The organism is Cupriavidus sp. 2TAF22 (genome assembly GCF_052115045.1).
GTDB lineage: Bacteria > Pseudomonadota > Gammaproteobacteria > Burkholderiales > Burkholderiaceae > Cupriavidus.
In genome coordinates, this window is record NZ_JBFRFX010000058.1 from 1 (window position 1) to 26,338 (window position 26,338).

Annotated in this window: 26 protein-coding genes, 1 other RNA gene, 2 pseudogenes and 1 riboswitch; of the genes and pseudogenes, 14 read left to right on the forward strand and 15 right to left on the reverse strand. The window is 69.9% G+C overall.

From position 1 onward, the window contains the following. Positions 1 to 1,010, reverse strand: a pseudogene (locus AB4Z48_RS36590) (translocation/assembly module TamB domain-containing protein); the annotation flags it as partial. 37 nt (positions 1,011 to 1,047) lie between these two features. Beyond that, positions 1,048 to 2,910, reverse strand: coding sequence for an autotransporter assembly complex protein TamA (locus AB4Z48_RS36595; protein WP_441623168.1), 1,863 nt, complete (start codon positions 2,908 to 2,910; stop codon positions 1,048 to 1,050). A 198-nt stretch (positions 2,911 to 3,108) separates the two neighbouring features. Between AB4Z48_RS36595 and AB4Z48_RS36600 the strand changes: the two genes are divergently transcribed. From AB4Z48_RS36600 to panC, 3 genes are all read left to right on the forward strand, one after another. Next, on the forward strand, positions 3,109 to 3,294 hold the full coding sequence (locus AB4Z48_RS36600) for a DUF3460 family protein (RefSeq protein WP_441623169.1): 186 nt from the start codon (positions 3,109 to 3,111) through the stop codon (positions 3,292 to 3,294). 28 nt (positions 3,295 to 3,322) lie between these two features. Next, positions 3,323 to 4,204: a segregation and condensation protein A gene (locus AB4Z48_RS36605; RefSeq protein ID WP_441623171.1), complete on the forward strand. Its 882-nt coding sequence runs from the start codon at positions 3,323 to 3,325 to the stop codon at positions 4,202 to 4,204. Between the two features lie 124 nt (positions 4,205 to 4,328). Beyond that, the gene (gene panC / locus AB4Z48_RS36610; protein WP_441623227.1) at positions 4,329 to 5,177 is read left to right on the forward strand and encodes a pantoate--beta-alanine ligase; all 849 of its coding nucleotides are present in this window, start codon (positions 4,329 to 4,331) and stop codon (positions 5,175 to 5,177) included. 84 nt (positions 5,178 to 5,261) lie between these two features. On the opposite strand, the gene AB4Z48_RS36615 is transcribed toward panC, so the two are convergent. Next, the gene (locus tag AB4Z48_RS36615; protein WP_441623173.1) at positions 5,262 to 6,485 is read right to left on the reverse strand and encodes a PepSY-associated TM helix domain-containing protein; all 1,224 of its coding nucleotides are present in this window, start codon (positions 6,483 to 6,485) and stop codon (positions 5,262 to 5,264) included. A gap of 218 nt (positions 6,486 to 6,703) precedes the next feature. Between AB4Z48_RS36615 and AB4Z48_RS36620 the strand changes: the two genes are divergently transcribed. After that, positions 6,704 to 7,255 (forward strand): GNAT family N-acetyltransferase, encoded by a 552-nt coding sequence (locus AB4Z48_RS36620; protein ID WP_441623175.1) that lies wholly within the window; start codon positions 6,704 to 6,706, stop codon positions 7,253 to 7,255. Here the strand turns inward: AB4Z48_RS36620 and AB4Z48_RS36625 are convergent. Beyond that, positions 7,252 to 7,911 (reverse strand): nucleotide-binding protein, encoded by a 660-nt coding sequence (locus tag AB4Z48_RS36625; RefSeq protein ID WP_441623177.1) that lies wholly within the window; start codon positions 7,909 to 7,911, stop codon positions 7,252 to 7,254. The two genes, AB4Z48_RS36620 and AB4Z48_RS36625, sit on opposite strands and share 4 nt — an antisense overlap. A gap of 161 nt (positions 7,912 to 8,072) precedes the next feature. Continuing rightward, positions 8,073 to 9,527 (reverse strand): cobyric acid synthase, encoded by a 1,455-nt coding sequence (locus tag AB4Z48_RS36630; RefSeq protein WP_441623229.1) that lies wholly within the window; start codon positions 9,525 to 9,527, stop codon positions 8,073 to 8,075. Between the two features lie 146 nt (positions 9,528 to 9,673). Between AB4Z48_RS36630 and cobU the strand changes: the two genes are divergently transcribed. From cobU to AB4Z48_RS36650, 4 genes are read left to right on the forward strand one after another with little or no spacing between them, the layout of a single operon-like run. After that, positions 9,674 to 10,387, forward strand: a complete 714-nt coding sequence (cobU, locus tag AB4Z48_RS36635; protein WP_441623179.1) for a bifunctional adenosylcobinamide kinase/adenosylcobinamide-phosphate guanylyltransferase — start codon at positions 9,674 to 9,676, stop codon at positions 10,385 to 10,387. Further along, positions 10,387 to 11,403: an adenosylcobinamide-phosphate synthase CbiB gene (gene cbiB / locus AB4Z48_RS36640; protein WP_441623181.1), complete on the forward strand. Its 1,017-nt coding sequence runs from the start codon at positions 10,387 to 10,389 to the stop codon at positions 11,401 to 11,403. The genes cobU and cbiB overlap by 1 nt, the downstream gene beginning before the upstream one ends. After that, positions 11,400 to 12,443: a threonine-phosphate decarboxylase CobD gene (gene cobD / locus AB4Z48_RS36645; RefSeq protein ID WP_441623183.1), complete on the forward strand. Its 1,044-nt coding sequence runs from the start codon at positions 11,400 to 11,402 to the stop codon at positions 12,441 to 12,443. Before cbiB ends, cobD begins: the two co-directional genes overlap by 4 nt. After that, entirely contained in the window at positions 12,440 to 13,363 is a 924-nt protein-coding gene (locus AB4Z48_RS36650; protein WP_441623185.1) for a cobalamin-binding protein, read from the forward strand. The genes cobD and AB4Z48_RS36650 overlap by 4 nt, the downstream gene beginning before the upstream one ends. A 15-nt stretch (positions 13,364 to 13,378) precedes the next feature. Here the strand turns inward: AB4Z48_RS36650 and cobC are convergent, their stop codons facing one another. The 7 genes from cobC to AB4Z48_RS36685 are packed head-to-tail and all read right to left on the reverse strand — an operon-like array spanning position 13,379 to position 20,318. Further along, positions 13,379 to 13,960 (reverse strand): alpha-ribazole phosphatase family protein, encoded by a 582-nt coding sequence (gene cobC, locus AB4Z48_RS36655; RefSeq protein ID WP_441623187.1) that lies wholly within the window; start codon positions 13,958 to 13,960, stop codon positions 13,379 to 13,381. Then, positions 13,945 to 14,709 (reverse strand): adenosylcobinamide-GDP ribazoletransferase, encoded by a 765-nt coding sequence (locus tag AB4Z48_RS36660; RefSeq protein WP_441623189.1) that lies wholly within the window; start codon positions 14,707 to 14,709, stop codon positions 13,945 to 13,947. The genes cobC and AB4Z48_RS36660 overlap by 16 nt, the downstream gene beginning before the upstream one ends. A gap of 31 nt (positions 14,710 to 14,740) precedes the next feature. Then, on the reverse strand, positions 14,741 to 15,781 hold the full coding sequence (cobT, locus tag AB4Z48_RS36665; protein ID WP_441623191.1) for a nicotinate-nucleotide--dimethylbenzimidazole phosphoribosyltransferase: 1,041 nt from the start codon (positions 15,779 to 15,781) through the stop codon (positions 14,741 to 14,743). A gap of 51 nt (positions 15,782 to 15,832) precedes the next feature. Further along, positions 15,833 to 16,510, reverse strand: a complete 678-nt coding sequence (cobO, locus tag AB4Z48_RS36670; RefSeq protein ID WP_441623193.1) for a cob(I)yrinic acid a,c-diamide adenosyltransferase — start codon at positions 16,508 to 16,510, stop codon at positions 15,833 to 15,835. Beyond that, complete coding sequence (locus AB4Z48_RS36675) at positions 16,507 to 17,358, reverse strand: ABC transporter ATP-binding protein (protein WP_441623195.1); 852 nt, start codon at positions 17,356 to 17,358, stop codon at positions 16,507 to 16,509. Before AB4Z48_RS36675 ends, cobO begins: the two co-directional genes overlap by 4 nt. Positions 17,359 to 17,363: 5 nt before the next feature. Continuing rightward, positions 17,364 to 18,362, reverse strand: coding sequence for a FecCD family ABC transporter permease (locus AB4Z48_RS36680; RefSeq protein WP_441623197.1), 999 nt, complete (start codon positions 18,360 to 18,362; stop codon positions 17,364 to 17,366). A 15-nt stretch (positions 18,363 to 18,377) separates the two neighbouring features. Beyond that, on the reverse strand, positions 18,378 to 20,318 hold the full coding sequence (locus AB4Z48_RS36685; protein ID WP_441623199.1) for a TonB-dependent receptor plug domain-containing protein: 1,941 nt from the start codon (positions 20,316 to 20,318) through the stop codon (positions 18,378 to 18,380). An 82-nt stretch (positions 20,319 to 20,400) separates the two neighbouring features. Continuing rightward, positions 20,401 to 20,646, reverse strand: a riboswitch (cobalamin riboswitch). 219 nt (positions 20,647 to 20,865) lie between these two features. Between AB4Z48_RS36685 and AB4Z48_RS36690 the strand changes: the two genes are divergently transcribed. From AB4Z48_RS36690 to ssrS, 3 genes are all read left to right on the forward strand, one after another. After that, positions 20,866 to 21,210 (forward strand): hypothetical protein, encoded by a 345-nt coding sequence (locus AB4Z48_RS36690; RefSeq protein ID WP_441623231.1) that lies wholly within the window; start codon positions 20,866 to 20,868, stop codon positions 21,208 to 21,210. Next, positions 21,207 to 21,548: a cell division protein ZapA gene (locus AB4Z48_RS36695; RefSeq protein WP_441623201.1), complete on the forward strand. Its 342-nt coding sequence runs from the start codon at positions 21,207 to 21,209 to the stop codon at positions 21,546 to 21,548. Before AB4Z48_RS36690 ends, AB4Z48_RS36695 begins: the two co-directional genes overlap by 4 nt. Before the next feature lie 311 nt (positions 21,549 to 21,859). Beyond that, positions 21,860 to 22,066, forward strand: a non-coding RNA gene (ssrS, locus tag AB4Z48_RS36700) — 6S RNA. A gap of 17 nt (positions 22,067 to 22,083) precedes the next feature. On the opposite strand, the gene AB4Z48_RS36705 is transcribed toward ssrS, so the two are convergent. Then, positions 22,084 to 22,281 carry a hypothetical protein gene (locus AB4Z48_RS36705; RefSeq protein WP_441623203.1) on the reverse strand — a complete coding sequence of 66 codons (198 nt, stop codon included), beginning with the start codon at positions 22,279 to 22,281 and terminating at the stop codon, positions 22,084 to 22,086. Between the two features lie 41 nt (positions 22,282 to 22,322). Between AB4Z48_RS36705 and AB4Z48_RS36710 the strand changes: the two genes are divergently transcribed. The 3 genes and pseudogenes from AB4Z48_RS36710 to AB4Z48_RS36720 all read left to right on the forward strand — a co-directional run bounded on the left by AB4Z48_RS36710 (position 22,323) and on the right by AB4Z48_RS36720 (position 24,591). Further along, positions 22,323 to 22,817 carry an EVE domain-containing protein gene (locus tag AB4Z48_RS36710; RefSeq protein WP_441623205.1) on the forward strand — a complete coding sequence of 165 codons (495 nt, stop codon included), beginning with the start codon at positions 22,323 to 22,325 and terminating at the stop codon, positions 22,815 to 22,817. Between the two features lie 151 nt (positions 22,818 to 22,968). Then, a pseudogene (locus AB4Z48_RS36715) lies at positions 22,969 to 23,779 on the forward strand (sulfite exporter TauE/SafE family protein). Positions 23,780 to 23,889: 110 nt separating this feature from the next. Then, positions 23,890 to 24,591: an SIMPL domain-containing protein gene (locus tag AB4Z48_RS36720; protein ID WP_441623207.1), complete on the forward strand. Its 702-nt coding sequence runs from the start codon at positions 23,890 to 23,892 to the stop codon at positions 24,589 to 24,591. On the opposite strand, the gene AB4Z48_RS36725 is transcribed toward AB4Z48_RS36720, so the two are convergent. Both AB4Z48_RS36725 and AB4Z48_RS36730 read right to left on the reverse strand, forming a co-directional pair. Beyond that, positions 24,551 to 25,207: a nucleotidyltransferase family protein gene (locus AB4Z48_RS36725; RefSeq protein WP_441623209.1), complete on the reverse strand. Its 657-nt coding sequence runs from the start codon at positions 25,205 to 25,207 to the stop codon at positions 24,551 to 24,553. The two genes, AB4Z48_RS36720 and AB4Z48_RS36725, sit on opposite strands and share 41 nt — an antisense overlap. Beyond that, positions 25,204 to 26,313: an XdhC family protein gene (locus tag AB4Z48_RS36730; RefSeq protein WP_441623211.1), complete on the reverse strand. Its 1,110-nt coding sequence runs from the start codon at positions 26,311 to 26,313 to the stop codon at positions 25,204 to 25,206. Before AB4Z48_RS36730 ends, AB4Z48_RS36725 begins: the two co-directional genes overlap by 4 nt. Positions 26,314 to 26,338 lie beyond the last annotated feature (25 nt).

Below are 26,338 nucleotides of genomic sequence, written 5' to 3' on the forward strand. Positions count from 1 at the left end.
GAGGCGGACGCGGACGCCGAAGCGGCCACACCCGCCGGCGCCGATGCGGCCGCCGCCGGGTCCGGCGACGCCGCGGCACCGTCCACCGGACGCAGATCGGCATGCACGGACAGGTTGGCACGCAACGCCGAAGGGCTGAACAACTGCGGGTTGATGTGCTCGCCGTTGACGAGCAAGTGGGTAAACGGCACCTTGCCGAACGGCGTCAGGTCCGCCTCGGCGCGGCCGCGCAGGCGGTCGCCGCTGGCGTCCACTTCCGCGCGCAAGGCGGCGAGCGAGCCATGCACATTGGCGCTGATATCGAACGACTCCTTCTGCCAGCTGCCTTCGAGCAAAGCCGCGCCGCTCAGCGCGAACGGCGCCTGCGCGGCGATCTGCGCGCTGGCGGCGAGCTTGCCGTAGGGCGTGACCAGCCGGTCGATGCTGAGGCGGTGGCGCTGCCCGTCGGAATGGAGCGCGCCAGCCAGGTCGGAAAACACCATCTCGCCCGGCGTGGCCGGCGGGCCCTGCAACAGCGCCAGACGCGCCAGCGTGAGCACATCCACATCCACCGCGAGCGGCAGTTCGAGCGACTTCGGCAGCGTGGCGGGCGCGCTGTCCGGCTCGGACGGCGGCAGGCGCAGCGTCACCGCGCCGATGCGCAGCCAGTTCACGTGCAGCCGCGCCGGCGACCAGCCGAGCGACCAGTCGCCCTCGACGCGGTCCACCGTCACGCGTGTCTCGCCGCTGGCGAAGACCACATCGCGCAGGCGCAGCCCGTGCGCCACCGTGCCGCCCTCCAGCTTGCCGGACAGGGTGCCCGCCGACAGCCGCGTGGCCAGCGACCACAGCTGGCGCGTGCCGGGCTCGGTGCGCAACGCCAGCACCGCCGCCAGCACCACGGCCGCCAGCGCCAGCAACAGCAGCGCCGCCAGCCAGGCCAGCCAGCGCCCCAGGCGCCGGCGGCCCGGGCGCGGCGGCGGCGGCGCATTGTCGCGGGCGGGCACCGGAGGCATGTCGGGAATGCTCATGCGGCGGGTCCTTTGCGGCCGGGTTCGCGCATCGCCATCAGAATGCGACCCCCAGCGAGATATGCGGGCGGAACTGCTTCTCCTGGATGCCGTAGGCTACGTCGAGCTGCACCGGGCCGACCGGGCTGCGCCAGCGCGCGCCGATGCCCACGCCGTTGTAGAGCTTGACGCCGCTGAGGTTGTTGGTCGCGGTGCCGGTGTCCCAGAACACCGCCATGCCCCAGTCGTGCAGGAACCAGTACTGGTATTCCAGGCTGGCCGTGCCGAGGTACCTGGCCGGCAGCACGCTGGCACCGTTGCGGGTGCCGATGGACTGGTAGCTGTAGCCGCGGATCGAGTCCGTGCCGCCGGCGCGAAAGCGCAGCGAGGCCGGGATCTTGGTCACGTCGCCATGGGTGATGTCGGCGCCCAGCTCCAGCCGCGCCACCACCAGGTCGCGCTTGCCCACCGCGATGTACTGGCGGATGCGGCCGTAGACGCGGAAGAAGGTCTCGTCGCTGAGCACGTGCTTGGCGGCCACGCCCAGCTGCGTGTTGATGACGTTGCCGCGCCGGGGAAAGACCGGGTTGTCCACGTCGCGCCGCGCCCAGGCAAAGGCCGGCACCAGCGCATGGCTGAGCTGCTGCGGCTGGCCGAACGGCTGCAGGTTGTCGTAGTAGTAGTCCAGCGAGAGCGTGGTGTCGTACTTCTCGCGCGAGCGCGAGCGCTTGAGGCCGGTGCGCAGGCTGGTCAGGTCGGTGCTTTCCACGTCGATGGTGCGCTCGTAGCTGCCGTAGACGCTGTTGCGGTAGGTCCGGCTGTCGGGCGGCATGGCGACCTCGGCGAAGGCGTACTGGCGCTTTTGCTCGAGGCGCCCCTGGGTGTCGAGGACCCAGGCGCGGTTGAACAGGTTGTAGTACGAATAGCGGCCTTCGACCTGGGCGCCGGTATCGGTGGTGTAGCCCGCGCCGGTCGACAGCCGGTGGGCCGGATACTCGCGCACCCGCACATACACCGGCGCGACGACGCGCTCGGCGTTCTGGTCGACCTTGTTCTCCTGGCCCTGCACGGCATCGCCCTGCTCGCCGAGGTCGATCTGCACATTGGAGAAGTACGGCTGGTTCTGGATCGCGCGCTGGAACTCCAGCAGCCGCTCGACACGATAGGGCTCGCCCTCGCTCAAGGGATTGACGTTGCGGATGATCTGCTCGGGGTAGCGGCGCAGGCCGCTGATGCGCAGCGGCCCCAGGCTGTAGGCCGGGCCGCTGGCATAGCGCGCGCTCAGGTCGGCAGCCTGCTCGTCGGGGTCGACGCGCGCCTGCGAGCTGGCCAGCCGCGCGCCGTAGTACGTGTGGCTCTGCAGCTCCACGAGCGCGTCTTCCTTGGCCTTGGCCCAGTCCGCCTGGCGAAACGGCTCGCCCACCGGCAGGCCCCACTTGGCACGCAGCTCGGCCACCTGCGCGGGCGACTGGGTGGCGGCAGGGCCGCTCACGCCGACCTCCACCGCGCGGATCAGCGTGCGCGCGCCGGGATCCACGGTGAGATGGACGGTGCGCTCGTCGCCGCTGCCCTCCACCCGCGTGGTGGTGGCCGGGTCGAAATAGCCTTCGGTGGAGGTGAACTGGCGAACCTGCTCGGCCACGGTCTCGACCATGTAGTCGAACTGGTCCGGCGAGATATCGTCGCGCGTGCGGTAGCGCGAGAGATCGAGGTGCTCCTCGAGCATTTCCTTGATGGGCTTGGGCGCGTCCACCTCGACCTTGTAGCTGGCCGTGGCCGGAAGCGCGCACAGGGCCAGTGTCGCCAGCGCCGTCGCGGGCAGCAGCCGCGGCCATCCTGGCCGGCGGCACGGGGCGGACGGCTTCCCCGGCGTCTGGCCGGAGGGCGCGGCGGGCAGCGTGCGCTCGTTGCCTGGATCCATCCTCATCGATCGGTGCACAACATGCGAAGTCGACATTTGACCACACCCGCGCGCCCGGCCTGCCGCGGCAGGCGAAAAAGTCCCGCGTGCACGCCCGAAATCCGGCATCGGCGGGCAAAACCGCGCGCAAACCCCTGCCCGGGGCTGCCGATACGGTAAAATCCCGGCTGTTCTCCAATCTCACCTACTTTCCCCGCCATGGCCTACGAATCGGATATCACCCAGTTCCTGAAGTCGCTCAAGGAAGAACGTCCTTCCCTGGAGGCCGAACAGCGCCAGGGCCGCGCCCTGCTGTGGGACAAGACCCCGATCAACCTCGAGGAAAGCGAGCGCGCCGGCGCCTCGCGCGTGGCGCAAAAGCCGTACGTCTACTCGCTGGACTAAGGCACCCGGTCCGCCGCCCCCGCCCCCGATGAACCAGAGCGAGCAGGACAAGCTGTCGCCGCCGGTCGAGCTGCCCGGCGTCGCGCCCGGCCAGGACTCCACGCCGGCGGCAATCGACGGCATGGCCTTCGCCCGGCTGTACGGCGAGCCGCTGTTCAAGCTGCCGCAGGATCTCTACATCCCGCCGGATGCGCTCGAAGTCTTCCTCGAGGCTTTCGAAGGGCCGCTGGACCTGCTGCTGTACCTGATCCGCAAGCAGAACTTCAACGTCCTCGATATCCCCATGGCGCAAGTGACGCGCCAGTATCTTTCGTATATCGAGCAGATCCGCAAGAGCAACCTGGAACTGGCCGCCGAGTACCTGCTGATGGCGGCCATGCTCATCGAGATCAAGTCGCGCATGCTGCTGCCGGTCAAGAAGAGCGACAGCGACGAGGAAGCCGAGGATCCCCGCGCCGAACTGGTGCGCCGCCTGCTGGAATACGAGCAGATGAAGCTGGCCGCCCTGCGCATCGACCAGGTGCCGCAGCTCGGCCGCGACTTCCTGCATACGCAGGTCTATATCGAGCAGAGCCTGGCGCCGCGCTTTCCCGACGTGGAAATGTCGGACCTGCAGGCCGCGTGGGCGGACGTGCTCAAGCGCGCCAAGCTCAACCAGCATCACAAGATCTCGCGCGAGGAATTGTCGGTGCGCGAGCACATGAGCCACATCCTGCGCCGCCTGCAGCATGCGCGCTTCATGGAGTTCACCCAGCTCTTCGATGAGGCCGTGCGCTCAGGCAAGGGCGTGCCGGTGGTGGTGGTGAACTTCATCGCCATGCTCGAGCTGGCGCGCGAAGCGCTGGTCGAGATCACCCAGGCCGAGCCCTTTGCGCCGATTTATGTGCGATTGGCGTACATTCCCAACTAGGCCGCGCCGATAAGCGCCGTCCGAACGGCGCCACATGCTCTACAATCCGCCGACAGCGGGCGCCAAGAAGCGCGCCGGACGGGCGCGCCGGGCACACTCCTACCACGACCAGCACACCAACTTCATGAAAGTCATTTCCTCCATTCACGAGTTGCGGGACCAGTTGCGCGGACAGAACCGGGCGGCCTTCGTGCCGACCATGGGCAATCTGCACGAAGGCCACCTGTCGCTGATGCGGCTGGCGCGCCAGCACGGTGACCCGGTGGTCGCCTCGATCTTCGTCAACCGGCTCCAGTTCGGGCCCAACGAAGACTTCGACAAGTACCCGCGCACGCTGCAGGATGACATCGAGAAGCTGCAGAAGGAAGGCGTCTACGTCCTGTTCGCGCCCACCGAGCGCGACATGTACCCCGAGCCGCAGGAATACCGCGTCGAACCGCCGCACGACCTCGGCGACATCCTCGAAGGCGAGTTCCGCCCCGGCTTCTTCAAGGGCGTGTGCACCGTCGTGATGAAGCTGTTCTCGTGCGCGCAGCCGCGCGTTGCCGTGTTCGGCAAGAAGGACTACCAGCAACTGATGATCGTGCGCCGCATGGTCAACCAGTTCGCCTTGCCGATCGACATCGTGCCGGCCGAGACCGTGCGCGCCGACGACGGCCTGGCACTGTCCTCGCGCAACCGCTACCTGCAGCCCGACGAGCGTGCCGAAGCACCCGTGCTCTACAAGACCCTGCACCAGGTGCGCGACACCGTGCTGGCGGCCAACAGCGCCAGCGCCGACCTGCTCGCCATCGAGGCCGGCGCGGTCTCCGCCCTGGCAGCGCGTGGCTGGAAGCCGGACTACGTGTCGATCCGCAAGCGCGTGGACCTGCAGGCGCCCAGCCGCGACGAACTGGTCGCCGGCGAGCCGCTGGTGATCCTGACCGCGGCCAAGCTGGGCGCGACCCGGCTGATCGACAACCTCGAAATCTGAACCCGGTCCTGCCGGCACGAAAAAGGGGCGTCCTTGGACGCCCCTTTGCTTTGGCACGCTGACGCGATCGCTGCCGCGCCGGTCTCAGGCGCCCAGCTTCACCTCTTCCTTCTGCGTCGCCTTCACCCCGACCCTGGCCCGCGCCATCGTCCGCACCATGTGGCGGCGGTGGCCGCGCCGCCGCTTCCACCAGATCAGGAAGCCGGTCACGCCGAACATCAGCGGCACCAGGCCGAATACGGAGATAAACACCCGACCGGGCAGCCCGAAGGCCTCCCCGGTGTGCAGCGGATACATCCAGTTGAGGAAGGTGTCGCCGGCGGGTGCGTTCATCGGATCGCGCACCGCCACGCGCTGGCCGGTATGCGTGTCGAGCCAGAGACGGGTGGCGCCGGTGTCGCGGCGGACCTCGCCCGGCTGGCGCAGCCGCACTTCGAAAGGATCGCCGGGCTTGCGCGGGAAGCTCAGGCGGGTGACTTCCGCGGCAGGATAGAGCGCCTGCGCCGCGCTGACCGCCTGCGCCGCGCCGAGCAGCGGCGTGCCGGCCGGCGCCGGCGCCGACACCTGCTTGACGGGCGGCGTCACCGTCATCACGCTGGCCACGATGGGCGTCACCCACTTGGGCAGGTTCAGGTACCAGCCCGAGAAAGCCATGGTGGCCAGCACGGGGGCTGCGAAAATGCCGCCGGCCCGGTGCAGCGAGTAGTTGAAGCGCGACCATGAGCCGCCGTGGCTGACGCGGAACGCGTGCAGCAGCGCACGCGGCCTGAGCTTGGGCCACCACAGCGACACGCCAGCGATGATCATCACCAGCAGCATCATGCCGGTCACGCCGAGGATGGTGCGGCCGGTCTCGCCCGACAGCAGGTAGTGATGCAACTGGAACAGGGTCGGCATCAGCAGCGGGCGCGACAGGCCTGGCTCGCCCCAGACGCGTTCGCCCTTTACCGCCAGCGTGACCGGATCGACCATGACCTGGCGCGAGCGGCCCTCGCCGCCCGGTCCCTTGACCGGGTACCAGGCGATGAAAACCTGGCGCGGCGAGGATGGCAGCATCAACATGCGCGGGCGGCCGTAGTGCGGATCGGCCTCGAGGCGGTCGGTCACCGCCTTGACCGTGGCCGGGGCCAGCGGCATCGGCGCGTCGGCCGTGGCCGTGAGCAGCTCGGGGTTGATCAGCGCATCCAGTTCGTCGCGCCAGGCAATGGTGGTGCCGGTCAGGCCCAGCATGATGAACAGCAGCCCCAGCGACAGGCCGATATACAGGTGGATCTTGACGATGACGACGCGCAGGCGGCCGGTGACCATGGGAACTTGGACCAGTGTGGGGGTTGGGTACGGCGCATCGCGTGCCGGCAGAAGCACGCCGCGCGCTGCCGACAAGATGAGAATGCGAAAGATTCGCGATTCTATCAGGACGGCCCGCAGGACGGGCGTCCGCAGCGCATCAACGCCGGCCTCCACCGCGCTTGCGGCAAAATGACGATCCACGGCCCACGGCGGCCGCCAGGACTGTTGCACCGACCATGACCAAGACGATCGAACTCACGCCTGCCGGCCCGCAAGACGCCGCGCTCGTCGCCAGCCTGCATACGCGCAGCTGGCAGTACACCTACCGCGGCCTGCTGCCCGACAGCTACCTGGCGAGCGAGGCACCGGCCCAGCGCCTGCGCGCCTGGCACGCGCGCCTGGTGGAAGGGGCGGAGGCGCCGCTGGAAGTCACGCTGGCGCGCGTGGACGGCGAGCCGGCAGGCTTCTCCTGCCTGCTGCCGGCGTCGGAGCCGGAATTCGGCATCTATCTCGACAACCTCCATGTGATGCCGGAGTTTCATGGCGTTGGCCTGGGCAAACGCCTGTTCGCCGCTTGCGCGCGGCGTGTCGCCGCGGGCTGGCCGGGGCAGCCGCTGTTTCTGTATGTACTGGATGGCAATGCGCAGGCGCGCGAGTTCTACCGGCGGCTCGACGGCATCGAGAGTGAACCCTTCGACGATCTGTTTCCCGGCACGGACCTGACCGTGGCAGTGCGCCGCGTCACTTGGAAAGACGTGGGCGCGCTGCTTGCCCGGCTTGGCGCCTAGCCTGCCGGCGCGTTGCGTGCGGCCGACGCACGGGCCGGCTCGAGCCAGCCGATGATCGGCTGCCATTGCTCCCAGTCGCGCGCCACGCGCGACGGCGCCACATCCCACAAGGTCAGGCCATGCGCGGCCAGCTGCACATAGTTCTGCGTGTCGCGCAGGAAGCCCAGCACCGGCAGCTCCAGTCCCGCCACGAAGCGCTGCAGCTGCTCGGCGGCGCGCGTGCGCAGGTCCACCCGCATGCCGATCACGCCGACTTCCACCTCGCCATGACGCACGCGCTTGTCGTCGGCCAGGCGCGTCAGGAAATCCTGGGTGGCAAGGATATCGAACAGGGAAGGCTGCAGCGGCACCACCACGCGGTGGGCCAGCTTCATCACGTCGTTGAAGCGCCAGCCGTGCAGGCCGGCCGGGGTGTCGAGCACGACGTGGGTGATGCCCTTGGGCGGGCGCGCGATATGGTCGGCGCCGATCTCCCAGGTCTGGATCGCGGGCGCCGTGGGCGGACGCAGGCCCAGCCAGGCGCGCGAGGATTGCTGGCGGTCCGTGTCGCCCAGCATCACCGCGTGGCCGGCGCTGGCGAAGTAGCCAGCCAGGTTGGTGGCCAGCGTGGTCTTGCCTACGCCGCCTTTGGGATTGGCGATCACGACTACGGGCATGGGCGCTCTCCGTAAGCGATTTCCATGGCGGCCGCCATGGGACGCGCCGCACCGGTTCCGCCGTGGCCGTTCTCGCGGTGGCCAGCCTGGCCGCCACTGCGCCGGGCCCGCGGCGGCGCGGGCCCGCGTGCGAGTTTAGCAGTTGCCGCCCGCCCTGTGGCTCAGCCGGCGGGTACTTGCAGCGGTGCCAGCAATGCGTCCAGGTCGAGGTGCGCGGCCAGGGTGTCGGCCAAGCGTTCCAGCGACGCCTCGCGCAGCGCGGCCAGGTCCACGCCGCCGGCGCGCGCCAGCCCGGCCCAGCGCAGCAGCGCGCCACAGGCGGCCGGCTGGTCGAACAGGCCATGCACATAGGAAGCCAGCACCTGGCCGTCTTCGGACTGCGCTCCGTCCGGGCGCCCGCCGTCGAGCCACAGTGCCGGACGCGCCAGCGCGGGGCCGCGGGTCACGCCCATGTGGATCTCGTAGCCGCCGACCACGGCGTCCTGCGCCTCCAGCGCCAGGCGCCCCGCCACCACGCGCAGCTGCTTGTGTGGTGCCAGTTCGGTGTCGTAGTCCAGCAGGCCGAAGCCATCGCTGCCGCCGGCCGGGCCTTCGTGGCCGGCCGGATCCTCCACGCGCCGCCCCAGCATCTGCATGCCGCCGCAGATGCCGATCACCTTGCCGCCATAGCGCAGGTGCCGCCGCAGCGCGGGTTCCCAGCCGTTGGCGCGCAGGAAGGCCAGGTCGGCGCGCACGCTCTTGCTGCCGGGCAGCACGATCAGGTCCGCCGGCGGAATCGGCATGCCGGGGCCGACGAAACGCAGGTCCACCTGCGGGTGCGCGCGCAGCGCGTCGAAATCGGTGTGGTTGGAAATGCGCGGCAGCACCGGCACGATCACGCGCAACAGTTCGCCCTCCTTGGCCGCCTGCGCGCCGATGATGGCGTCCTCCGCATCCAGGTGCAGGCCGTGCAGGTAGGGCAGCACGCCCAGCACCGGCTTGCCAGTGCGCGCCTCCAGCCAGTCCAGGCCCGGCTCGAGCAGCGCGATGTCGCCGCGAAAGCGGTTGATGATGAAGCCCTTCACGCGCGCGCGCTCGGAGTCGGACAGGCAATCCAGCGTGCCCACCAGGTGGGCGAACACGCCGCCCCGGTCGATATCGGCCACCAGCACCACCGGACAGTCCACCGCCTCGGCAAAGCCCATGTTGGCGATGTCGCGGTCGCGCAGGTTGATCTCCGCCGGGCTGCCGGCGCCCTCCACCAGGACCACCTCGTAGGCCTCGGACAGGCGCCGGTGCGACGCCAGCACCGCCTGCATCGCCACCGGCTTGTAGGCATGGTAGGCGCGCGCGTTCAGGTCCATGCGCGCCTGGCCGTGGATGATGACCTGGGCGCCGGTGTCGCTGCTGGGCTTGAGCAGCACGGGGTTCATGTCGGTGTGCGGCGCCAGCCCGGCCGCTTGTGCCTGCAGGGCCTGGGCGCGGCCGATCTCGCCGCCGTCGGCGGTGACGGCGCTGTTGAGCGCCATGTTCTGCGGCTTGAAGGGCGCCACGCGCACGCCGCCGCGCGCCAGTACGCGGCACAGGCCCGCCACCAGCGTGCTCTTGCCCGCGTCGGAGGTGGTGCCCTGCACCATCAGGGTACCGCGCAAGCCACCCGGCAGCCCGCCGGCGCCAGCTTTGGAGAGAGGTTTTTGCATCGCGGGATTATCGCATCGGTGCATGGCGGGCTGGCGCCATCGCAGGGCGTGCGATCCCCGGATGCGCCCGCTACAATACCCGGATGACTTCGGCCCACGCATCCGCCACCGCTACCGAGCCTGCCAGCACCTCGGCCACCACGCCGCAGGGCGAACGCTCCCCCCGTGCCGCCGCAGCGCCGCATGCGGCCGCCGCGGCCGGACCCGCGCGCCAGCTCACGCTGGTGCTGGGCGGCGCGCGCTCCGGCAAGAGCCATTTCGCCGAGCAACTGGCCGCCGACCACGCGGCGGCCACCGGCGGCCCGGTCACCTATATCGCCACCGCGCGCCATGACGACGACAGCGCCGACGAGGAAATGCAGCTGCGCATCGCGCTGCATCGCGCCCGGCGCCCGAACGAATGGGGCCTGGTGGAGGCGCCGCTGCAACTGGCCGACGCCCTCTACGCCAACGCCACGCACGACGGCTGCATCCTGGTCGACTGCGTCACGCTGTGGCTCAACAACCTGATCTTCCTCGATGCGCGCAGCTATCCCGAGCACGGCCTGGTGACGCCGCCGGCCGCCTTCACGGAGGAAATCGACGCGCTGCTGACCGCGCTGCCCACCCTGCCCGGACACGTGATCCTGGTTTCCAACGAAATCGGCTTCGGCGTGGTGCCGATGGGCGCCATCACGCGCTTCTATGTCGACGAACTGGGCCGCCTCAACCAGAAGCTCGCGGCCGCGGCCGACCGCGTGCGGCTGGTGGTGGCCGGCATTCCCATCAGCGTGAAAGGCGCCGATCTGGCGTGCTGATGCTGTCCTTGCCTGCGTTTCCCCTTGCGCTTTCGTCCTGGTGGACATTTCCCGCAATCCCCTGGCCGGCCTGCGTGGCCGCGGCCGTGGCCGGCGTGCTGCTGGACCAGTGGCTGGGCGAGCCGCGCCGCTGGCATCCGCTGGTGGGCTTCGGCAACCTGGCCGCCGCGCTTGAGCGCCGCCTGAACCGCGGAGGCGCGCCGCTGCGCCGGCGCGCCAGCGGCTTGGCAGCCTGGACACTGATGGTGGTGGTGCCTGCCGCGCTGGCCGCCGTGCTGGTGCAGGCGGCAGCGCAACTGAGCGTGGCGCTGGCCTGGCTGCTGCACGCGCTGGCGTTGTACGCGGCGCTTGGCGCGCGCAGCCTGGCCCAGCATATCGCGCCGATCGCCGAGGCCCTAGCGCAAGACGATCTCCCGGCGGCGCGCGACCTGACCGCGCGCATCGTCTCGCGCGACACCGCCGGGGCAGACGCCGAAGCCTTGGCCCGCGCGGCCTGCGAATCCGCGCTCGAGAACGGCAACGACGCCGTCTTTGGCGCGCTGTTCTGGTTCCTGCTCGGCGGCGCGCCGGCCGTGATCGCCTTTCGCCTGGCCAATACGCTGGACGCCATGTGGGGCTACCGCACGCCCCGGCTGCTGTATTTCGGCTGGGCCGCCGCCCGCCTGGACGACCTGCTCAACCTGATTCCCGCACGGCTGACCGCGCTGTCGTACGCGCTGCTGGGCCACACCAGGCAGGCCCTGCGGTGCTGGCGCGCGCAGGCGCCGGCCTGGTCGAGCCCCAACGCGGGTCCGGTCATGGCCGCCGGCGCCGGCGCCGTCGGCGTTGCGCTGGGCGGTCCCGCGCGCTACCACGGCGAATGGGAGGACCGTCCGCCGCTGGGCGCTGGCACGCGCCCCGGATGCGCCCAGGTACGCGCCTGCCTGCGGCTGGTCCAGCGCACGCTGTGGCTGTGGCTGGCCGCCGCCTGCGCCAGCGCCGCCGTCCCCTGCCTCCTGCATTACGCCATCGCATGACCACCCAGATCCGCCACGGCGGCGACCTGCTCGCCGCCGTGCGCCGCTACGGCCGGCCCGCGGCCGGATGGCTCGACCTTTCCACCGGCATCAATCCCGACGGCTATCCGGTGCCCGCCCTGCCCGCCGAGGCGTGGCAGCGCCTGCCGCAGGACGACGACGGCCTGGCCGCGCTCGCCGCGCAGGCCTATGGCGCCCCGCGCGCGCTGCCGGTGGCAGGCTCGCAGGCTGCCATCCGCGCCCTGCCGCTGCTGCTCAGGCCCGGGCGCGTAGGCGTGGCCGCGCAGGGCTACAGCGAATACGCGCCCGCCTTCGCGCGCGCCGGGCACGACGTGGTGCCCCTGGCCGAGGCGGATTTCGCCCAAGCCGGCCTCGCCGCGCGGCTCGATCACCTGGTGGTCGTCAACCCGAACAACCCGACCGCGCGCACGCTTGCCCCGGCCACCTTGCTGGCCTGGCATGCCGGGCTGGCCGCGCGCGGCGGTACGCTGCTGCTCGACGAAGCCTTCATGGATTGCACACCGGCGCTGTCGCTGGCGGCACTGTCCGGCCGGCCGGGCCTGGTGGTGCTGCGTTCGCTCGGCAAGTTCTACGGACTGGCCGGCGTGCGCTGCGGCTTCGTGCTGGCGCGAGCGGACCTGCTGGCCGCGCTGGACGCGCATCTGGGCCACTGGACCGTGGCCGGCCCTGCCCGCGCGGTGGCACGCCTGGCGCTGGCCGACACCGCCTGGCAGGACGCAACGCGCGCCCGCCTGCAGCAAGCGGGCGACCGGCTCGCAGCGATGCTGCGCGCGCATGGGCTGGTGCCGGCGAGCCATCCCTTGTTCAGCTGGGTGCCGCACGCCGACGCGGCAATCCTGCACGACGCGCTGGCGCGGCAAGGCGTGTGGACGCGGCTGTTCGAGGCGCAGGACGGTGTCCTGCCGAGCCTGCGCCTGGGCCTGCCGCCGGCATCGGCGCAAGCCTGGCAGCGGCTCGATGCCGCGCTGGCAAGCGCATGCGCCACCCACTTTTCCGACCGCACCCTGGATTCCCGATGAATGAAACCCCGCTGGCCGCCCGCATCCTGCTGACACTCATCACGCTGCTGGGCGGTGCGCACTGCGCCGACGCCGGCGCCGCCGTCTCGGTGGTCGACGATGCCGGGCAGACCGTCACGCTGGACCAGCCCGCGCGGCGCGTGATCTCGCTGGCGCCGCACGTCACCGAGCTGCTGTTCGCGGCCGGCGGCGGCGCGCGTATCGTCGGCACCGTGAGCTACAGCGACTACCCGCCGCAGGCACGCGAGATCCCGCGCGTGGGCGACAACAAGGCGCTCGACCTGGAGCGCATCGCCGCGCTCAAGCCGGACCTGATCGTGGTGTGGCGCCACGGCAATGCGCAGAAACAGACCGACCGCCTGCGCGCGCTCGGCCTGCCGCTGTTCTTCAGCGAGCCACGCAAGCTCGAAGGCATTCCCAGCAATATCGAGCGCATGGGCGTGCTGATGGGCACGGAGGCCACCGCCAGCGGCGCCGCCGCGAGCTTCCGCCAGCAGGTCGACAAGCTGCGCCAGGCCTATGCCGCGCGGCCGCCGGTGACGGTGTTCTACCAGGTCTGGCAACAGCCGCTGATGACCCTCAGCGGCCAGCACCTGATCAGCGACGTGCTGGCGCTGTGCGGCGGGCGCAACCTGTTCGCCAGCGAGTCCCTGCTGGTGCCCACGGTATCGGTGGAAGCGGTGGTGGCGGGCAATCCCGAAGTGATGATGACGGCGGCCATCGGGGCCACGCGCTCGGACCGCCCCCTGCCCGATTTCTCCATGTGGGAGCGCTGGAAGCAGGTCACGGCGGTGGCGCGCGGCAACCTGTACGCCATCGATGGCGACCTGGTCAACCGTGCCGGGCCGCGCCTGGCGCGCGGCGCGGAAATCATCTGCAAGGACCTGGACAACGCGCGAGCCAAGCGGCCGGCGCAGTAGCGCCCTGGCGGCACCTCACACGCGGTTCCACCACCGCAGGCGCGGCGCGCCCTTGCCCAGTGTGAAGCGGCAGCTGGCGCCGAACGCGAGATCCCAGCCCAGCGTGGTGGCCAGCGGCACGCCGAGCCAGTGCGCGGCCAGCATGCGCATCGGGCCGGCATGCGTGACCACCCAGATGCAATCGCGCGACTCGGCGGGCAGCGCATCGGCCCACGCCACCACGCGCGCCATGGCCGTGGCGGCGCTTTCGCCACCGTGCGGCCTTGCGTTGAGCAGGTCGGCCGCCCACGCGTCCAGCTCCGCGCGCGGCACCGCGTCCCAGGCAAGGCCTTCCCAGCTGCCGAAATCCAGCTCGCGCAGGCGCGCGTCCGGCTCGGGCACGAGCGCGGCTGCCAGGCCTTCGGCAAGCAGGGATGCGGTGGCGCGCGCGCGCGCCAGCGTGCTGCAGAGAATGCCCTGCGGCCGCAGCCCTTCCAGCGCCGCCAGCATGCGCGCAGGCGCCGGCGAGACAGGCTCGGCCAGCGCCAGGTCGAGCGCGCCGTAGCAGATGCCTGGCGCCACCTGCGGCTGCGCATGGCGGATCAGGACCAGGTCCATGCCGCCGCCACCAGGTAGATCAGGATCTCGGCCAGCTGCTGCGCCATGCCGAGGCAGTCGCCGGTATAGCCACCGATGCGCCGCACGAAATAGCGGCCCAGCAGCACGCGCAGTACCAGCAGCGCGGCCAGCGCCGACCCTGCAAAGGCGGGCGACACCAGCACCAGCGGCACCGCGCCGCACGACAAGGCAAAGACCAGCCCGATGCCGCCCAGGCGTTGCGCCACCGGCTTGGCCTTGCCCTCGGGCCGCACGTAATCGAGCGTGGCGAGATAACTCACCGCCATCGCGCGGCTGGCCGCATGCGCGGCCACCAGCACCAGCAGCAGTTCCGCCATGCCGCCGCGCGCGGCGATCGCTACCAGCAACTGCCACTTCAGCAGCAGCGCCACCACCAGGGCGATGGCGCCGAACGCACCGATGCGCGAGTCATGCATGATGCGCAGCACATCCTCGGGCCGGTAGCCGCCGCCGAAGGCGTCCACGCAATCGGCCAGGCCGTCTTCGTGGAAGGCGCCCGTGGCCAGCAGGGTCACCGCCATGCCGAGCAGCAGCGCCACGCCGGGCGGCCACCATTGCAGCGCGCCCCAGCTCGCCAGCGCGCCGAGCCCGCCCACCAGCAGGCCCACCAGCGGGAAGTAGCGCGCCGCCGCGTTCAGGTAGTGCGGCGCAAACCCGACCCAGCGTGGCACCGGCACCCGCGTGAAGTAGCCGACCGCGGTCAGGAAGTAGCGAAGTTCATCGAGCATGGGCCGGTACGAGAGAGAGGTCCGCCGCAGTCTACGCCGATGCCGTGCTGACGCCCGCGCCGCCGAAGGTGGCCATCTCGCGCAGGAAGGCAGTGGCGGACACCAGCAGCGGATAGGCCAGCGCGGCGCCGGTGCCCTCGCCCAGGCGCAGGTCCAGCGCCAGCAGCGGCTCGGCGCCGAAATGCGCGAGCAGGCTGCGGTGGCCGTGCTCGTGCGAGCAATGCGAGAACACGCAGTAGTCCAGCACCTCGGGCGCCAGGCCCTGCGCCACCAGCAGCGCGGCCGAGGCGATGAAGCCATCGACCAGGATCACCATGCGGCTGGCCGCCGCGGCCAGGAAGGCGCCGGTCATCATGGCGACCTCGAAGCCGCCGAACGCGGCCAGCGCATCGAGCGGCTCGACCGCATCGGCATGCAAGGCCAGCGCCTGCGCCAGCACCGCGCGCTTGTGCGCCAGGCCGGCGTCGTCCAGCCCGGTGCCGCGGCCGATGCATTCGTCGATCGGCGTGCCGGTGAGCCGGCTCGCCAGGCAGGCGGCGGAAGAGGTATTGGCGATGCCCATCTCGCCGAAGGCGATCACATTGGTGCCTTCCTGCGCGTGGCGCAGCACGCGCGCCATGCCGGCCGTGAGCGCGGCCTGTACCTGCCCGGCGCTCATCGCGCGCTCCTGCGCGAAGTTGCGCGTGCCCGCCGCGATGCGGCAGTTGACCAGCCCGGGCGCGGCCGGCAGCGGCGCGCGCACGCCGGCGTCCACCACCTCCAGCGACAGGCCGTGCTGGCGCGAGAACACATTGATGGCAGCCCCGCCACCGAGGAAGTTGAGCACCATCTGCGCTGTCACCTCGGCCGGATAGGCGCTCACGCCGGTGTCGGCGATGCCATGGTCGCCGGCGAAGACGATGACCGCAGGGCGCTTGAGTTCGGGCGCGGTGCTGCCGGTGATCAGGCCGATCTGCAGGGCCAGCGCCTCGAGCCTGCCAAGCGCGCCCAGCGGCTTGGTCTTGGCGTCGATGGCGGCCTGCAGGGCGGGGCGCAGGGAGGCATCCAGGGGAGCAATGACGGGAAACTGCATGATGTTCGAGACCACGGTTACGGTTGGGTTGATCGATAGCGCGAGCGGCGCCTACATTTCGATGCCGCGCTGTGCCTTGATGCCCTGCTTGAACGCGTGCTTGACCGGGGTCATCTCGGTCACGGTGTCGGCCGCGTCGATCAGCGCCTGCGGCGCGCCGCGGCCGGTGATCACCACATGCTGCATCGGCGGGCGGGCGCGCAGGTCGGCGATCACGGTGTCCACGTCCAGGTAGTGCAGCTTGAGCGCGATATTGAGCTCGTCCAGCAGCACCAGCTCGACGGCCRGGTCGCGCAGCAGCCCGCGCGCCACCTCCCACGCGGCTTCGGCCTTGGCCACGTCGCGTGCGCGGTCCTGGGTCTCCCAGGTGTAGCCCTCGCCCATCACGTGGAAGGCGCAGTGTTCCGGAAAGCGGCGCAGGAACATTTCCTCGCCGCTGGGGATCGCGCCCTTGATGAACTGCACCACGGCGGCCTGCATGCCGTGGCCGAGCGCGCGCACCACCATGCCGAAGCCGGAGCTGGACTTGCCCTTGCCGTTGCCGGTGGTGATGACGATCACGCCGCGCTCGTCCCGGGCGGCGGCGATCTTGGCGTCCACCACGTCCTTCTTGCGCGCCATGCGCGTCTTGTGGCGTTCGTCGCGGCCGGCGTCGCCGGTTGCGGGATTGGCGTCGGATGCGGCGCCGGATGCGGCGCCGGATGCGGCGCCGGATTGGGGTTCGTTCATGATGAGGTTCCGTCTTGTCCGGTAGGTCCGCCATGCAGCGGATGAAAGGCGCCGTGCGCGATCAGCGCGGTATGCCGGCCGTCGCTGACGCTGACGATGGGGGTGCGCAGCGCATGCGAGCAGTTCGCCGGCGTGAGGACGTCGGCCGCGGGGCCATGCAGGCACAGGCCGTCCTCGGCCAGCAGTAGCGCGTGGGTGGCATAGCGCCGCGCCAGGTTGAGGTCGTGCAGGATCACCACCACGGCGTGGCGGCCGGCCCGCGCCAGGCCGGCCAGCGTGTCCAGCACCATGATCTGGTGGCGCAGGTCCAGGTGCGCGGCCGGCTCGTCGAGCAGCAGCAGCGGCGCCTGCTGCGCCAGCGTGGCGGCCAGCGAGACGCGCTGGCGTTCGCCGCCGGACAGGGTCAGCACGTCGCGCGCGGCCAGCGCATCGAGATCCAGCTCGCGCATCACCGCGGCGACCACGGCGTCGTCCTCGCGGCGTGCCCAGCCCCAGCCCGAGAGATGCGGGTGGCGGCCCACCGCGACCGCATCGCGCACGGTCATCGAGAAGGTATCGCTCACCGCCTGCGGCAGGTAGGCGCGCTGCAGCGCGAGCGCCGCCGGCGCGATCTCCGGCGGCGCGCGGCCGTCGAGCAGCACGGCACCGCCGTCGGGCTTGCGCAGCCCGGCCAGCACCGACATCAGCGTGGACTTGCCGACCCCGTTCGGGCCAACCACGCACCACAGCTCGCCGGCATGCACGGACAGGCTCAGGCCATCGAGCAGCGCGCGCGCGCCCGCCCGCAGCTGCAAGGCCTGCAGCGCCAGCGTGGGACAGTTCGAGGCAGGTTCGTTCCAGGTCGGCATGAGCGTCAGCGCGGCCTGCGCAGCAGCAAGAAGAGGAAGGTGGGCACGCCCAGCAGCGCCGTGATCACGCCCACCGGCAGCTGCGCCGGCGCGATCACCGTGCGCGCCACCAGGTCGGCCGCCATCAGCAGCGCGCCGCCCAGCAGGGCCGACGCGGGCAGCAGCAGGCGCTGGTCGTTGCCCCACGCCAGCCGCACCAGGTGCGGCACCACCAGGCCGACGAAGCCGATCGAGCCGGCCGCGGTGATGGCCACCGCGATCGCCACCGAGGACAGCACGAATACCGCCATGCGCACCGCGCCCACGCGCACGCCGAGCGCCTGCGCCACGGTCTCGCCCATCAGCATGGCGTTGAGCGAGCGGGCCAGCGGCATGACCAGCAGCACCGCCAGCACCAGCGCGCCCAGCACGAGGCCATAGCTGGCGGTGCCGCCGAGATCGCCGGTGAGCCAGAACAGCATGCCGCGCAGGCGCGCCTCGGGCGCCACGCTCAGGATCAGCGTGATCAGCGCGCCCCAGCCAGCGGCCAGGATCACGCCGGTCAGCAACAGGCGCGAGCCCGCCTCGTGATGGCCGCCCTGTACCTGCGGATGCAACAGGTCGCGCCGCGCCAGCGTGGCCACCAGCACCATCGAGAACAGCGCGCCGCCGGCGGCGCCGGCCTGCACCGTCCACAGCGGCCACGTCATCAGCATGGCGCCCAGCGCGCCGGTGGCCGCGCCGCCGGACACGCCCAGCACATAGGGTTCGGCCAGCGGATTGCGCAGCAGCACCTGCATCAGGGCGCCGGTGAGAGCCAGCAGGCCGCCACAGGCGAAAGCCGCCGCCGCGCGCGGCAGGCGCAGCTCGCGCACGATGGCGCTGGCGGTATCGGTGCTGCCGCCGGCCAGCGCACCCCACACCTGGGCGCCGCTGAGCGACACGCTGCCCACTGCCAGCGACAGCAGGAACACCGCCACGCCGGCGGCGGCGAGCATCAGCCAGACGGCAAGCGCGCGCCGCATCTCAGGCCGCCGCCATCAGCGCTGGCGCCATCCCAGCGTGATAAAGCCGGCGCGCCCCTGCGTGTTGTACGGGTAGGCGAGCTGGTAGTTCTTGTCGAACAGGTTTTCCACACGGGCGGCGACGAACCATTGCTTGTCGATGTTGTAGCGGGCATTGAGGTTGACGATACCGTATCCGCCCAGGGTGCGCGAGCCGCTGTCCATGCGCGCCGACGAAATGATCCACTCCCCGCCGAAGCGGAAGTCACCGAACTGGCGGCCCACGTCGAACGCGGCATGGCGGCGCGCGCGGCGCAGCAGCTGCGTATTGCTTTGCTCGTCCACCGGGTTCTGGAACGTCACGCTGGCGCCGACATCGGTGCCCATCAGCCTGGCGCGCCACGAGGCTTCGATGCCCTGCACCTTGGCCTTGTTGATATTCTGCGCCAGGAACAGGCCGTTGGGCTGCAGCGCCGAAGTGATCAGGTTGTCGTAGCGGGTCTGGAACGCGGTCACGCGCAGCAGGCCGGCGCTGTCGGTACTGTACTGCGCGCCCAGCTCGACCGACTTGGCACGCTCGGGGTTGATGCCGGGCTGGCCAAAGTTGGGAAAATAGAGCTCGTTGAAGGTGGGCGCGCGGAATGCGTTGCTGGCATTGGCAATCAGCTTGAACGCATCGGTCAGGTTATAGCCGTAGCCCGCGAAGTAGCTGGCCTGGCTGCCGAAGTCCGAGTAGTGATCGTTGCGCACATTGAGCTGCAGCTGGTGCTTGCCCAGGCGGCCATCGTAGCCGCCAAACACCGAGGCGATATTGCGCACGGGCGCGGTGTAGGCGCTGGAATCCAGTTCCTGCTGCGCGTACTCGGCGCCGAACAGCAGCGTATGCGTGGGCGCCAGTGCGTACTCGTTCTGCCAGGTGTACTGGCGGTTGCGCGTATTGAAGCGGCTGTCGAACAGGCCGTTCTTGGTGGTGTTGCTGCGGTCCTCGCTCTGCGCCACCTTGAAATGCGTACTCCAGTCCCGGCCCAGCTTGCCGTTAACGAAACCCGATACCGTGTACAGCTCGCTGTTCATCCACCAGACGTCGGTGGGCTTTCCCGTGGTGCTGTCGTAGGACAGCTTGCTCTTTGAATAGTAGGCCGTCACTCCCGCATCCCAGTCGCTGGTGAAGCGGTGCTTGACCTGGCCCGATACGCTCTTGTTGTCGTACGGGTTGTCGTTGGGATTGGCCTTGGGCTGCTGCTGGGTGTTGACCGACGAGAAGCCGTCGGTCTTGATGGCCGAGCCGGTGATATTGAACGAGGTATCGCCGATCTGGCCGCCGTAGCCCGCCGTGCCCTGCCGCGTATTGTTGCTGCCATACTCGATCTGCGCATTGGCCGCCGGGGGCTGCCCGGCGCCGCTCTTGGTAAAGATCTGCACCACGCCGCCAATGGCGTCCGAGCCGTAGAGCGCCGACACATTGCCCCGCACCACTTCGATATGGTCGATCTGGTCGGGCAGAATATTGGCCAGCTGGGCCGTGCCGCTGCTGACCGAGGAAACGCGCACGCCGTCGATCAGGATCAGCGTCTGGTTGGAGTTGGCGCCGCGCATGAACAGGCTGGTGTTGGCGCCAAGGCCGCCGTTGGTGGCGAACTCCACGCCGGCCTGCGAGCGCAGCAGCGTGCGCAGGTCCAGCGCCTGCGAATTGACGATGTCCTGCTGCGTCACCACGGTGGTGTGCGGCAGCGCCTCGGTCAGCGACTGGGCCGTGCGGGTGGCGGTGACCACTACCGGCGTCAGCTGCGCGGCGGCAGGCTGCGCCGCGGGTTCCGGCACGGGCTCCGGGGCGGACTGGGCATGGACAAGGCCGGGCGCGCCGGCGGCGAGCAAGGCAAGCAGCGCGACGGGCAAAGGCCGTAGGACAAGTGCGTGGGTGGACTGGCGGGACGCCGGCAATGCCGGGCGGCTCGACCTGGAAGACGATGAGCGCATGATGCGAAGAGGGAGAGAGCAGCCTGGTCCGTTCCCCCGCGGACCGTCTGGCGATGAAGCGCGCCACTGCTCCTGCGGAAAGTGGCGCACTCTCGTTCAGGCCGGTATCCGGGCTGGCGACACTGGTCCGACCGCCTTCCCGGACCTTGCGGTTCAGTGGCAGATGGGCCGGCCCTGCGATTCTTGCGATCGCGGTCGCTTACCGTTGCGGGGGCAGCACAGGTTGGCACGCCTGCGCCCTGGCGGCGCAGGCTGGCTCCCTGTTTCCCGTTGAACTGCAACCCTGTAGTGAACAGAACTGCGAGCACCTGGAACGTGCGCGAGTGTAGGCAGTTTCAAGGCGAGCGTCAATGACGCCCGCCGGCATCCCCCAAGCCAGGCGCAAACGCGCGGAAGCGGGCAGAAAATGGCCGCCACGGCGCCCGTTGGGCGACGTTGCGTGCAACTTCGGCGCGCTGGCCCGGTCACACCGGGCTGCTTTCGCCATCCGCCCGATAGCGCTTGGGCTAGAATCCCAAAACCCGAGACCCTAGATATGACAGGCTCCATGCTCAACGAACTCGAACAACTCGCCGCCAAGATCGGACGCGTGCTGCACCACGCCGACACCCTTGCCGCCGAGAACCAGCGCCTGCGCGAGGAGATCGAACGCCTGCAGGCCGAAGCCAGCCAGCTGCGCGGCGATCGCGAGGCCATGGCAGCCGACCGCGAGCTGCTCAATATCAAGATCGAGGAAGCGCAGCTGCGCATCCAGTCGATCCTCGACAAACTCCCCACCGCCAGCGACGCCCGCCAGCTCGACCTGCTGGGCGACGGCGACTCGGCCGGCCACGCGGCCAGCGCCCATACCGCTGACAGCGCCCACACCAAGGCACCCGGAGAAAACGCATGAGCAACAAGCAAGTCGAAGTCAACATCGCCGGCCAGTCCTACCGCTTCGCCATCGCGCCCGACAACGAGGCCGCGCTGCTCGAGGCCGTCGCCCTGGTAGACGACCAGATGACCCGCCTCAAGGGCGGCGTTTCCGCCAAGGGCGTGGAACGTGTCGCCGTGATGGCCGCGATCAGCATCGCCTCGGACCTGCTATCGCTCAAGCGCAAGCAGCAGGAAGACGGCACCATCCCGGTGGACGCCGTGCGCGCGCGTATCCGCGAGCTCAACGAACGCGCCGACGAGGCCCTGCGCCAGTACGCCCACGTGGGCACCAACGCGCCGGTCTCGCGTGGCTGAACGCGGGTTCGGGTGCGCGCCCGCATGGCGCGGTGCCCCGCACGGCACAGGTATTGCGGCAGGAACGCCACGATGTGCCCGAGGTGCCGCGCGCGCCGGCAAAATGTAACGACGCGCCAAGACGGGCTTGGTATGAAAAGCCCAGAGGTGTATAGTGGAGCCAAGTCGCGCAAAGCCACATAGTCGCGACACCTTAGGTCGGGTTATCGCGCCTGACCGCCGTTTTCATCCCATCCAAGTTAGAAACGGCAAACGTCTGACAGCCTGCGGAAGTATCTGGTCCGGCAGCAAAAAAAGTCAGACGTTTGACAGTTTCCCTGCCTGGTTCGTCAGGATCATATTCCTTGAACCGATAAGCATTTGTTGGTGCGGGACAATGCCGTGTGGGCGAGCGCGTCGCTTGGTTCATAGTCTTCGGACTCCCTGATTCAGTGATGTACCCAAAATACGGCTTCCGCAGCCACTCTGAACCTCACTTGGGTTCAGGATGCCGATCCAGCGGCCGAGGCGGGGACCCCTACAAAGGGCGGTGGTTTCAGACCACCGCCCTTTTCTTTTTGCGTTTCCTTTTTGCGCTCTCCTTGCGCGCGGGCTCGCGATGCCGCCACGCGGCGGCATGCATTTGCGCAGGGAGCTCCGGCGCGCGCGAGAACTGCCGGCGTGCCTGGTTTTCCGCATGATTTTCCGCATCGTTTCCCGCATGGTTTTCTTTTGGCCGGGCTTGCTGCACCATAGCGCTGTCGCCAACGCCACTCCGCCGTGAGCCACAAGCCAATGAGCCGATCCTCGCAAGCCACTGCCGCCGACCGGGCCCGCCAGTACTGGCTGATGAAATCGGAACCGGACGAGGCCAGCATCGATACCCTTGCCGAACGCGGCGCCTTGCCCTGGACCGGTGTGCGCAACTACCAGGCGCGCAATTTCATGCGCGACGCCATGCGCATCGGCGACGGCGTGCTGTTCTATCACTCCTCCTGCCCGCAGCCCGGCATCGCCGGCCTGGCCGAGGTCAGCTCGCAGCCCTACCCCGACCCCACCCAGTTCGACCCCAAGAGCGATTACTACGATGCCGCCGCCAAAGCCGACGCGCCGCGCTGGATGCTGGTGGATGTGCGCTACGTCTCCAAGAGCGCGCTGATCTCGCTGGCCGACCTGCGCGCGCACGAGGAACTCGCGGACATGGCCGTGCTACGCCGCGGCAACCGCCTGTCCATCACGCCGGTGACGCCTGCCGAATGGCGCTTCATCACCACGCGGCTGATGGGTTGAGCCGCGCACAGCTACACGCACCCCCAGCCCCCGGCATCACCCGGGCCACTCAGGTCACTCAGGTCACACCCGCCACACCGGCCGCGCCCCGGCGCTTCGACGCCAGCAACACCAAAAACATCAATAACACCAACAAGGTCGAATCCGCTTCATGAGCTTCTCCCTGATTCCCGGGCTGCTGCTGCTCGGTGCCTTTACTGGCTTCTGCGCCGGCCTGCTCGGCGTCGGTGGCGGCATGCTGATGGTGCCTTTCCTCACGCTGCTGTTCACGTACATGGCCTTCCCGCACGAGGCCATCGTCCATATGGCGATCGCCACCTCGATGGCGACCATCCTGTTTACCTCGCTGTCCTCCGTGCGCGCCCACCACAAGCGCGGCATGGTGCGCTGGGGGCTGGTGCTCGCGCTGGCGCCAGGCATCCTGGTCGGCGGCATGATCGGCGGCGGCAAGGTCTTTGCCGCGCTCAAGACGAGCTGGCTGTCGCTGCTGTTCGCGCTGTTCGTCGGCTTTTCGGCGTGGCAGATGCTGCGCAACCGCAAGCCGGCGCCACACCGCCAGCTGCCCGGCACGCCGGGCATGCTCGGCGCTGGCGGCGTGATCGGCTTTCTCTCCAGCCTCGTGGGTGCCGGCGGCGGCTTTGTCTCGGTGCCGTTCATGACCTGGTGCAACGTTCCCATCCACAATGCGGTGGCCACGTCGGCCGCGCTCGGCTTCCCGATCGCGGTGGCAAGCGTGATCGGCTATGTGTGGAGCGGCCTGGGCCAGGCCGGGCTGCCGCCGGGCTCGCTCGGCTATATCTACCTGCCCGCGCTGGCGGTGATCGCAGTGGCCAGCGTGCTGACCGCGCCGCTGGGCGCGCGCACCGCGCACAGCCTGGACGGCGCAGCTCAAGAAGGTCTTCGCCGGCCTGCTGTTCTGCCTCTCGGCCTATATGTTCTGGAAGGCCTGGCACGCGTTCTAGCACGGCGCAGCGGCCCGGCGGATACATGCAGATACAACGTTGGCCCCGCGTAGCGGAACGATCACCTGCGCCACGCGTCTGATACGCATCGTCTGAACGGGAGAAACTACATGAAACAACTGCTTGCCGCCACGCTGCTCGGTACCGCCGCCATGGTCGCATCCGCCCAGGGCGGTGTCCCGACCCACGATCCGGCGCCGGCCGGCGTGCTGGCGCTGGCCGCCCAGGCCGCCACCGACGTGCCCACCGACGTGGTCCACCTGACCCTTGCCGCCGAGCAGGAAGGCGCCGAGCCGGGTGCGATCTCCTCGGCACTGTCGGCCAAGGCAAAGCAGGTGATCGAGCAGGCCAGGCGCACTTCCGGCGTCCAGGCCGAATCGGGCGGCTTCTCCATCAACCCGTCGACCGACCGCAACGGCCGTATCAGCACCTGGCGCGGGCGCGCCGAGGTGATCCTGCAATCGCGCGATTTCACCGCCGTGTCCAAGCTCGCCGGCCAGCTTTCCAGCCAGATGCAGGTGCAGAGCATCGCCTTCTCGCTCTCGCGCGAAGCACGCCAGGCAGCCGAGGCCAAGCTGACCGAGCAGGCCGTGGCCTCGTTCCGCGGCAAGGCCGACGCCACCACCAAGCTGTTCGGCTACAGCAGCTATTCGATCCGCGAAGTGCAGGTCGGCGATGTCGGCGCGGTGCAGCCGGTGCCACGCATGTATGCGGCCAAGGCCATGATGGCGGACTCGGCGCCGGTGCCGGTCGAAGGCGGCAAGGCGCAGGTCACGGTGACGGTAAACGGCTCGGTGCAGATGCTGAAGTAAGCCGTTCCACGATACGCGCGTAGTCTTCGGGCGTATCCATATCGGTAGTGAAGCGGTCGTGGCCGGCCTCGTGGACGAAGACTTCGTCCGGGTGGTCGGCGATCAGCTTGCGGCAACCCGGGTTCACGTGCCCCGCCACCACCTCGGCCGCATAGCTCGCAGAGAACGCCACCGGGTTGCCGCGCTGCCCCGCGTGCACCGGCACCACGATCGAGCCGCGCGGCATCGTCGCGAAGGCGCGTACCAGCTCCAGGTAATCGGCCGGCTCCAGCAATACCTGGTCGGCCAGGCACACCAGCACCACGCTGCATGGCATGCGCAGCGCGGCCACGCCGGCGGCCACCGATGTCATCTGTCCTTCTTCGTAGCGCGGATTCGGCTGGAAATCGACCGGCAGGCCAGCGAGCGCGCCGATGACCTCGCGGCCCTTGCATCCCGTCACCACCACGACCTCCAGCGGCCGCGCGGCCAGCACCGCGCGCACGGTGCGCCTGACTGCCGGCTCGCCGTCCAGCGGCAGCAGCAGCTTGTGTTGCCCACCCATGCGCGACGACGTGCCCGCGGCCAGTACCACCGCAGAGAAGGCGGGCAGCGCCACATCCGCATGCGCGCTCACGTCGTCTCCCGCACGCCCCGCGCCGCCGGCAGGTATTTCTCCGGTTCGCGCTCGAACTCCACCTTGCAGCCGTCGCAGCAGAAATACACGCGCTGCCCGCCATACTCGACCACATGCCGGGCCGATGCGATATCGACCGTCATGCCGCACACCGGGTTGATGTAGCGGGCCAGTGGCGGTACCGCCGACGCGCCCGGCCCGACCGGCGCCATCGATTCGCACGGCAACATCACCGGCGGCGCGTCCACGCTCGCCGCCGCGGCCCCGGCGCACTGTTCCTGTTCCAGCTGCCGGCGCAATGCCACCAGCCCCGCGACCGCGCCAAGCGCGATCTCCTGCGGCGTGCGTGCATGGATATGCGGGCCGGCCGGCGCATGCAGCGCGTCCAGCCGCTGCGGCGCGATGCCGCGCCGGCGCATGGCTTCGCGCAGGGTCTGCGCCTTGCGCTGGCTTGCCACCAGCAAGATGGCCGCGGCCGGGCTGCGCAGGGCCGCTTCCAGCGCGTCTTCGTCCGCATCGCCCTGGGTGGCCACCAGCACCAGCCGCGGCGCGAGCAAGGCGAAGGCTTCCTGGTCATAGCCGTCGATCACCCGGCTCAGGCCCAGCGCCGCCAGCGGCACGGTCACGCTCGCCGCGGCCGCCACGGCAAGCCCCATGCGCTGCGCCAGCACGCAGGCCTCCAGCGCGGTGGGCGTGGAGCCGAGTACCAGTACCACGGGCGGTGGCAGGGTCGGCTGGATGAATACGTCGAGCGTGCCGTTGCTCGCGCATGGCATGGCGTGCATCTCGATGCCGGCTTCGGCCGGGGCGGTCGCGTTGCTGATGCGCAGCAGCTTGGGCCCGCCGCTGCGGATCGTCTCGAGCGCGGCCTGGATCACGATCGCGCGCGAGCAGCCGCCGCCAACCCAGCCGTGCAGCGAGCCATCCTCCTCCACCAGCGCCTGCGCCCCCACCCAGGCCGAGGTAGGCGGCTGTGCGCGGATCACGGTGACGACCGCGAACGGACACGCGGCTTCGATCAGCCGCTGCTCGCGTTGCAGGAGCGCTTCGCAGTCGATAGCCTGCGCGGTGGCGTCTTTCGTCTCGTCTTTGCTAGCGTGGTTCATGGCGTGATCCATCATGGCGTGATCC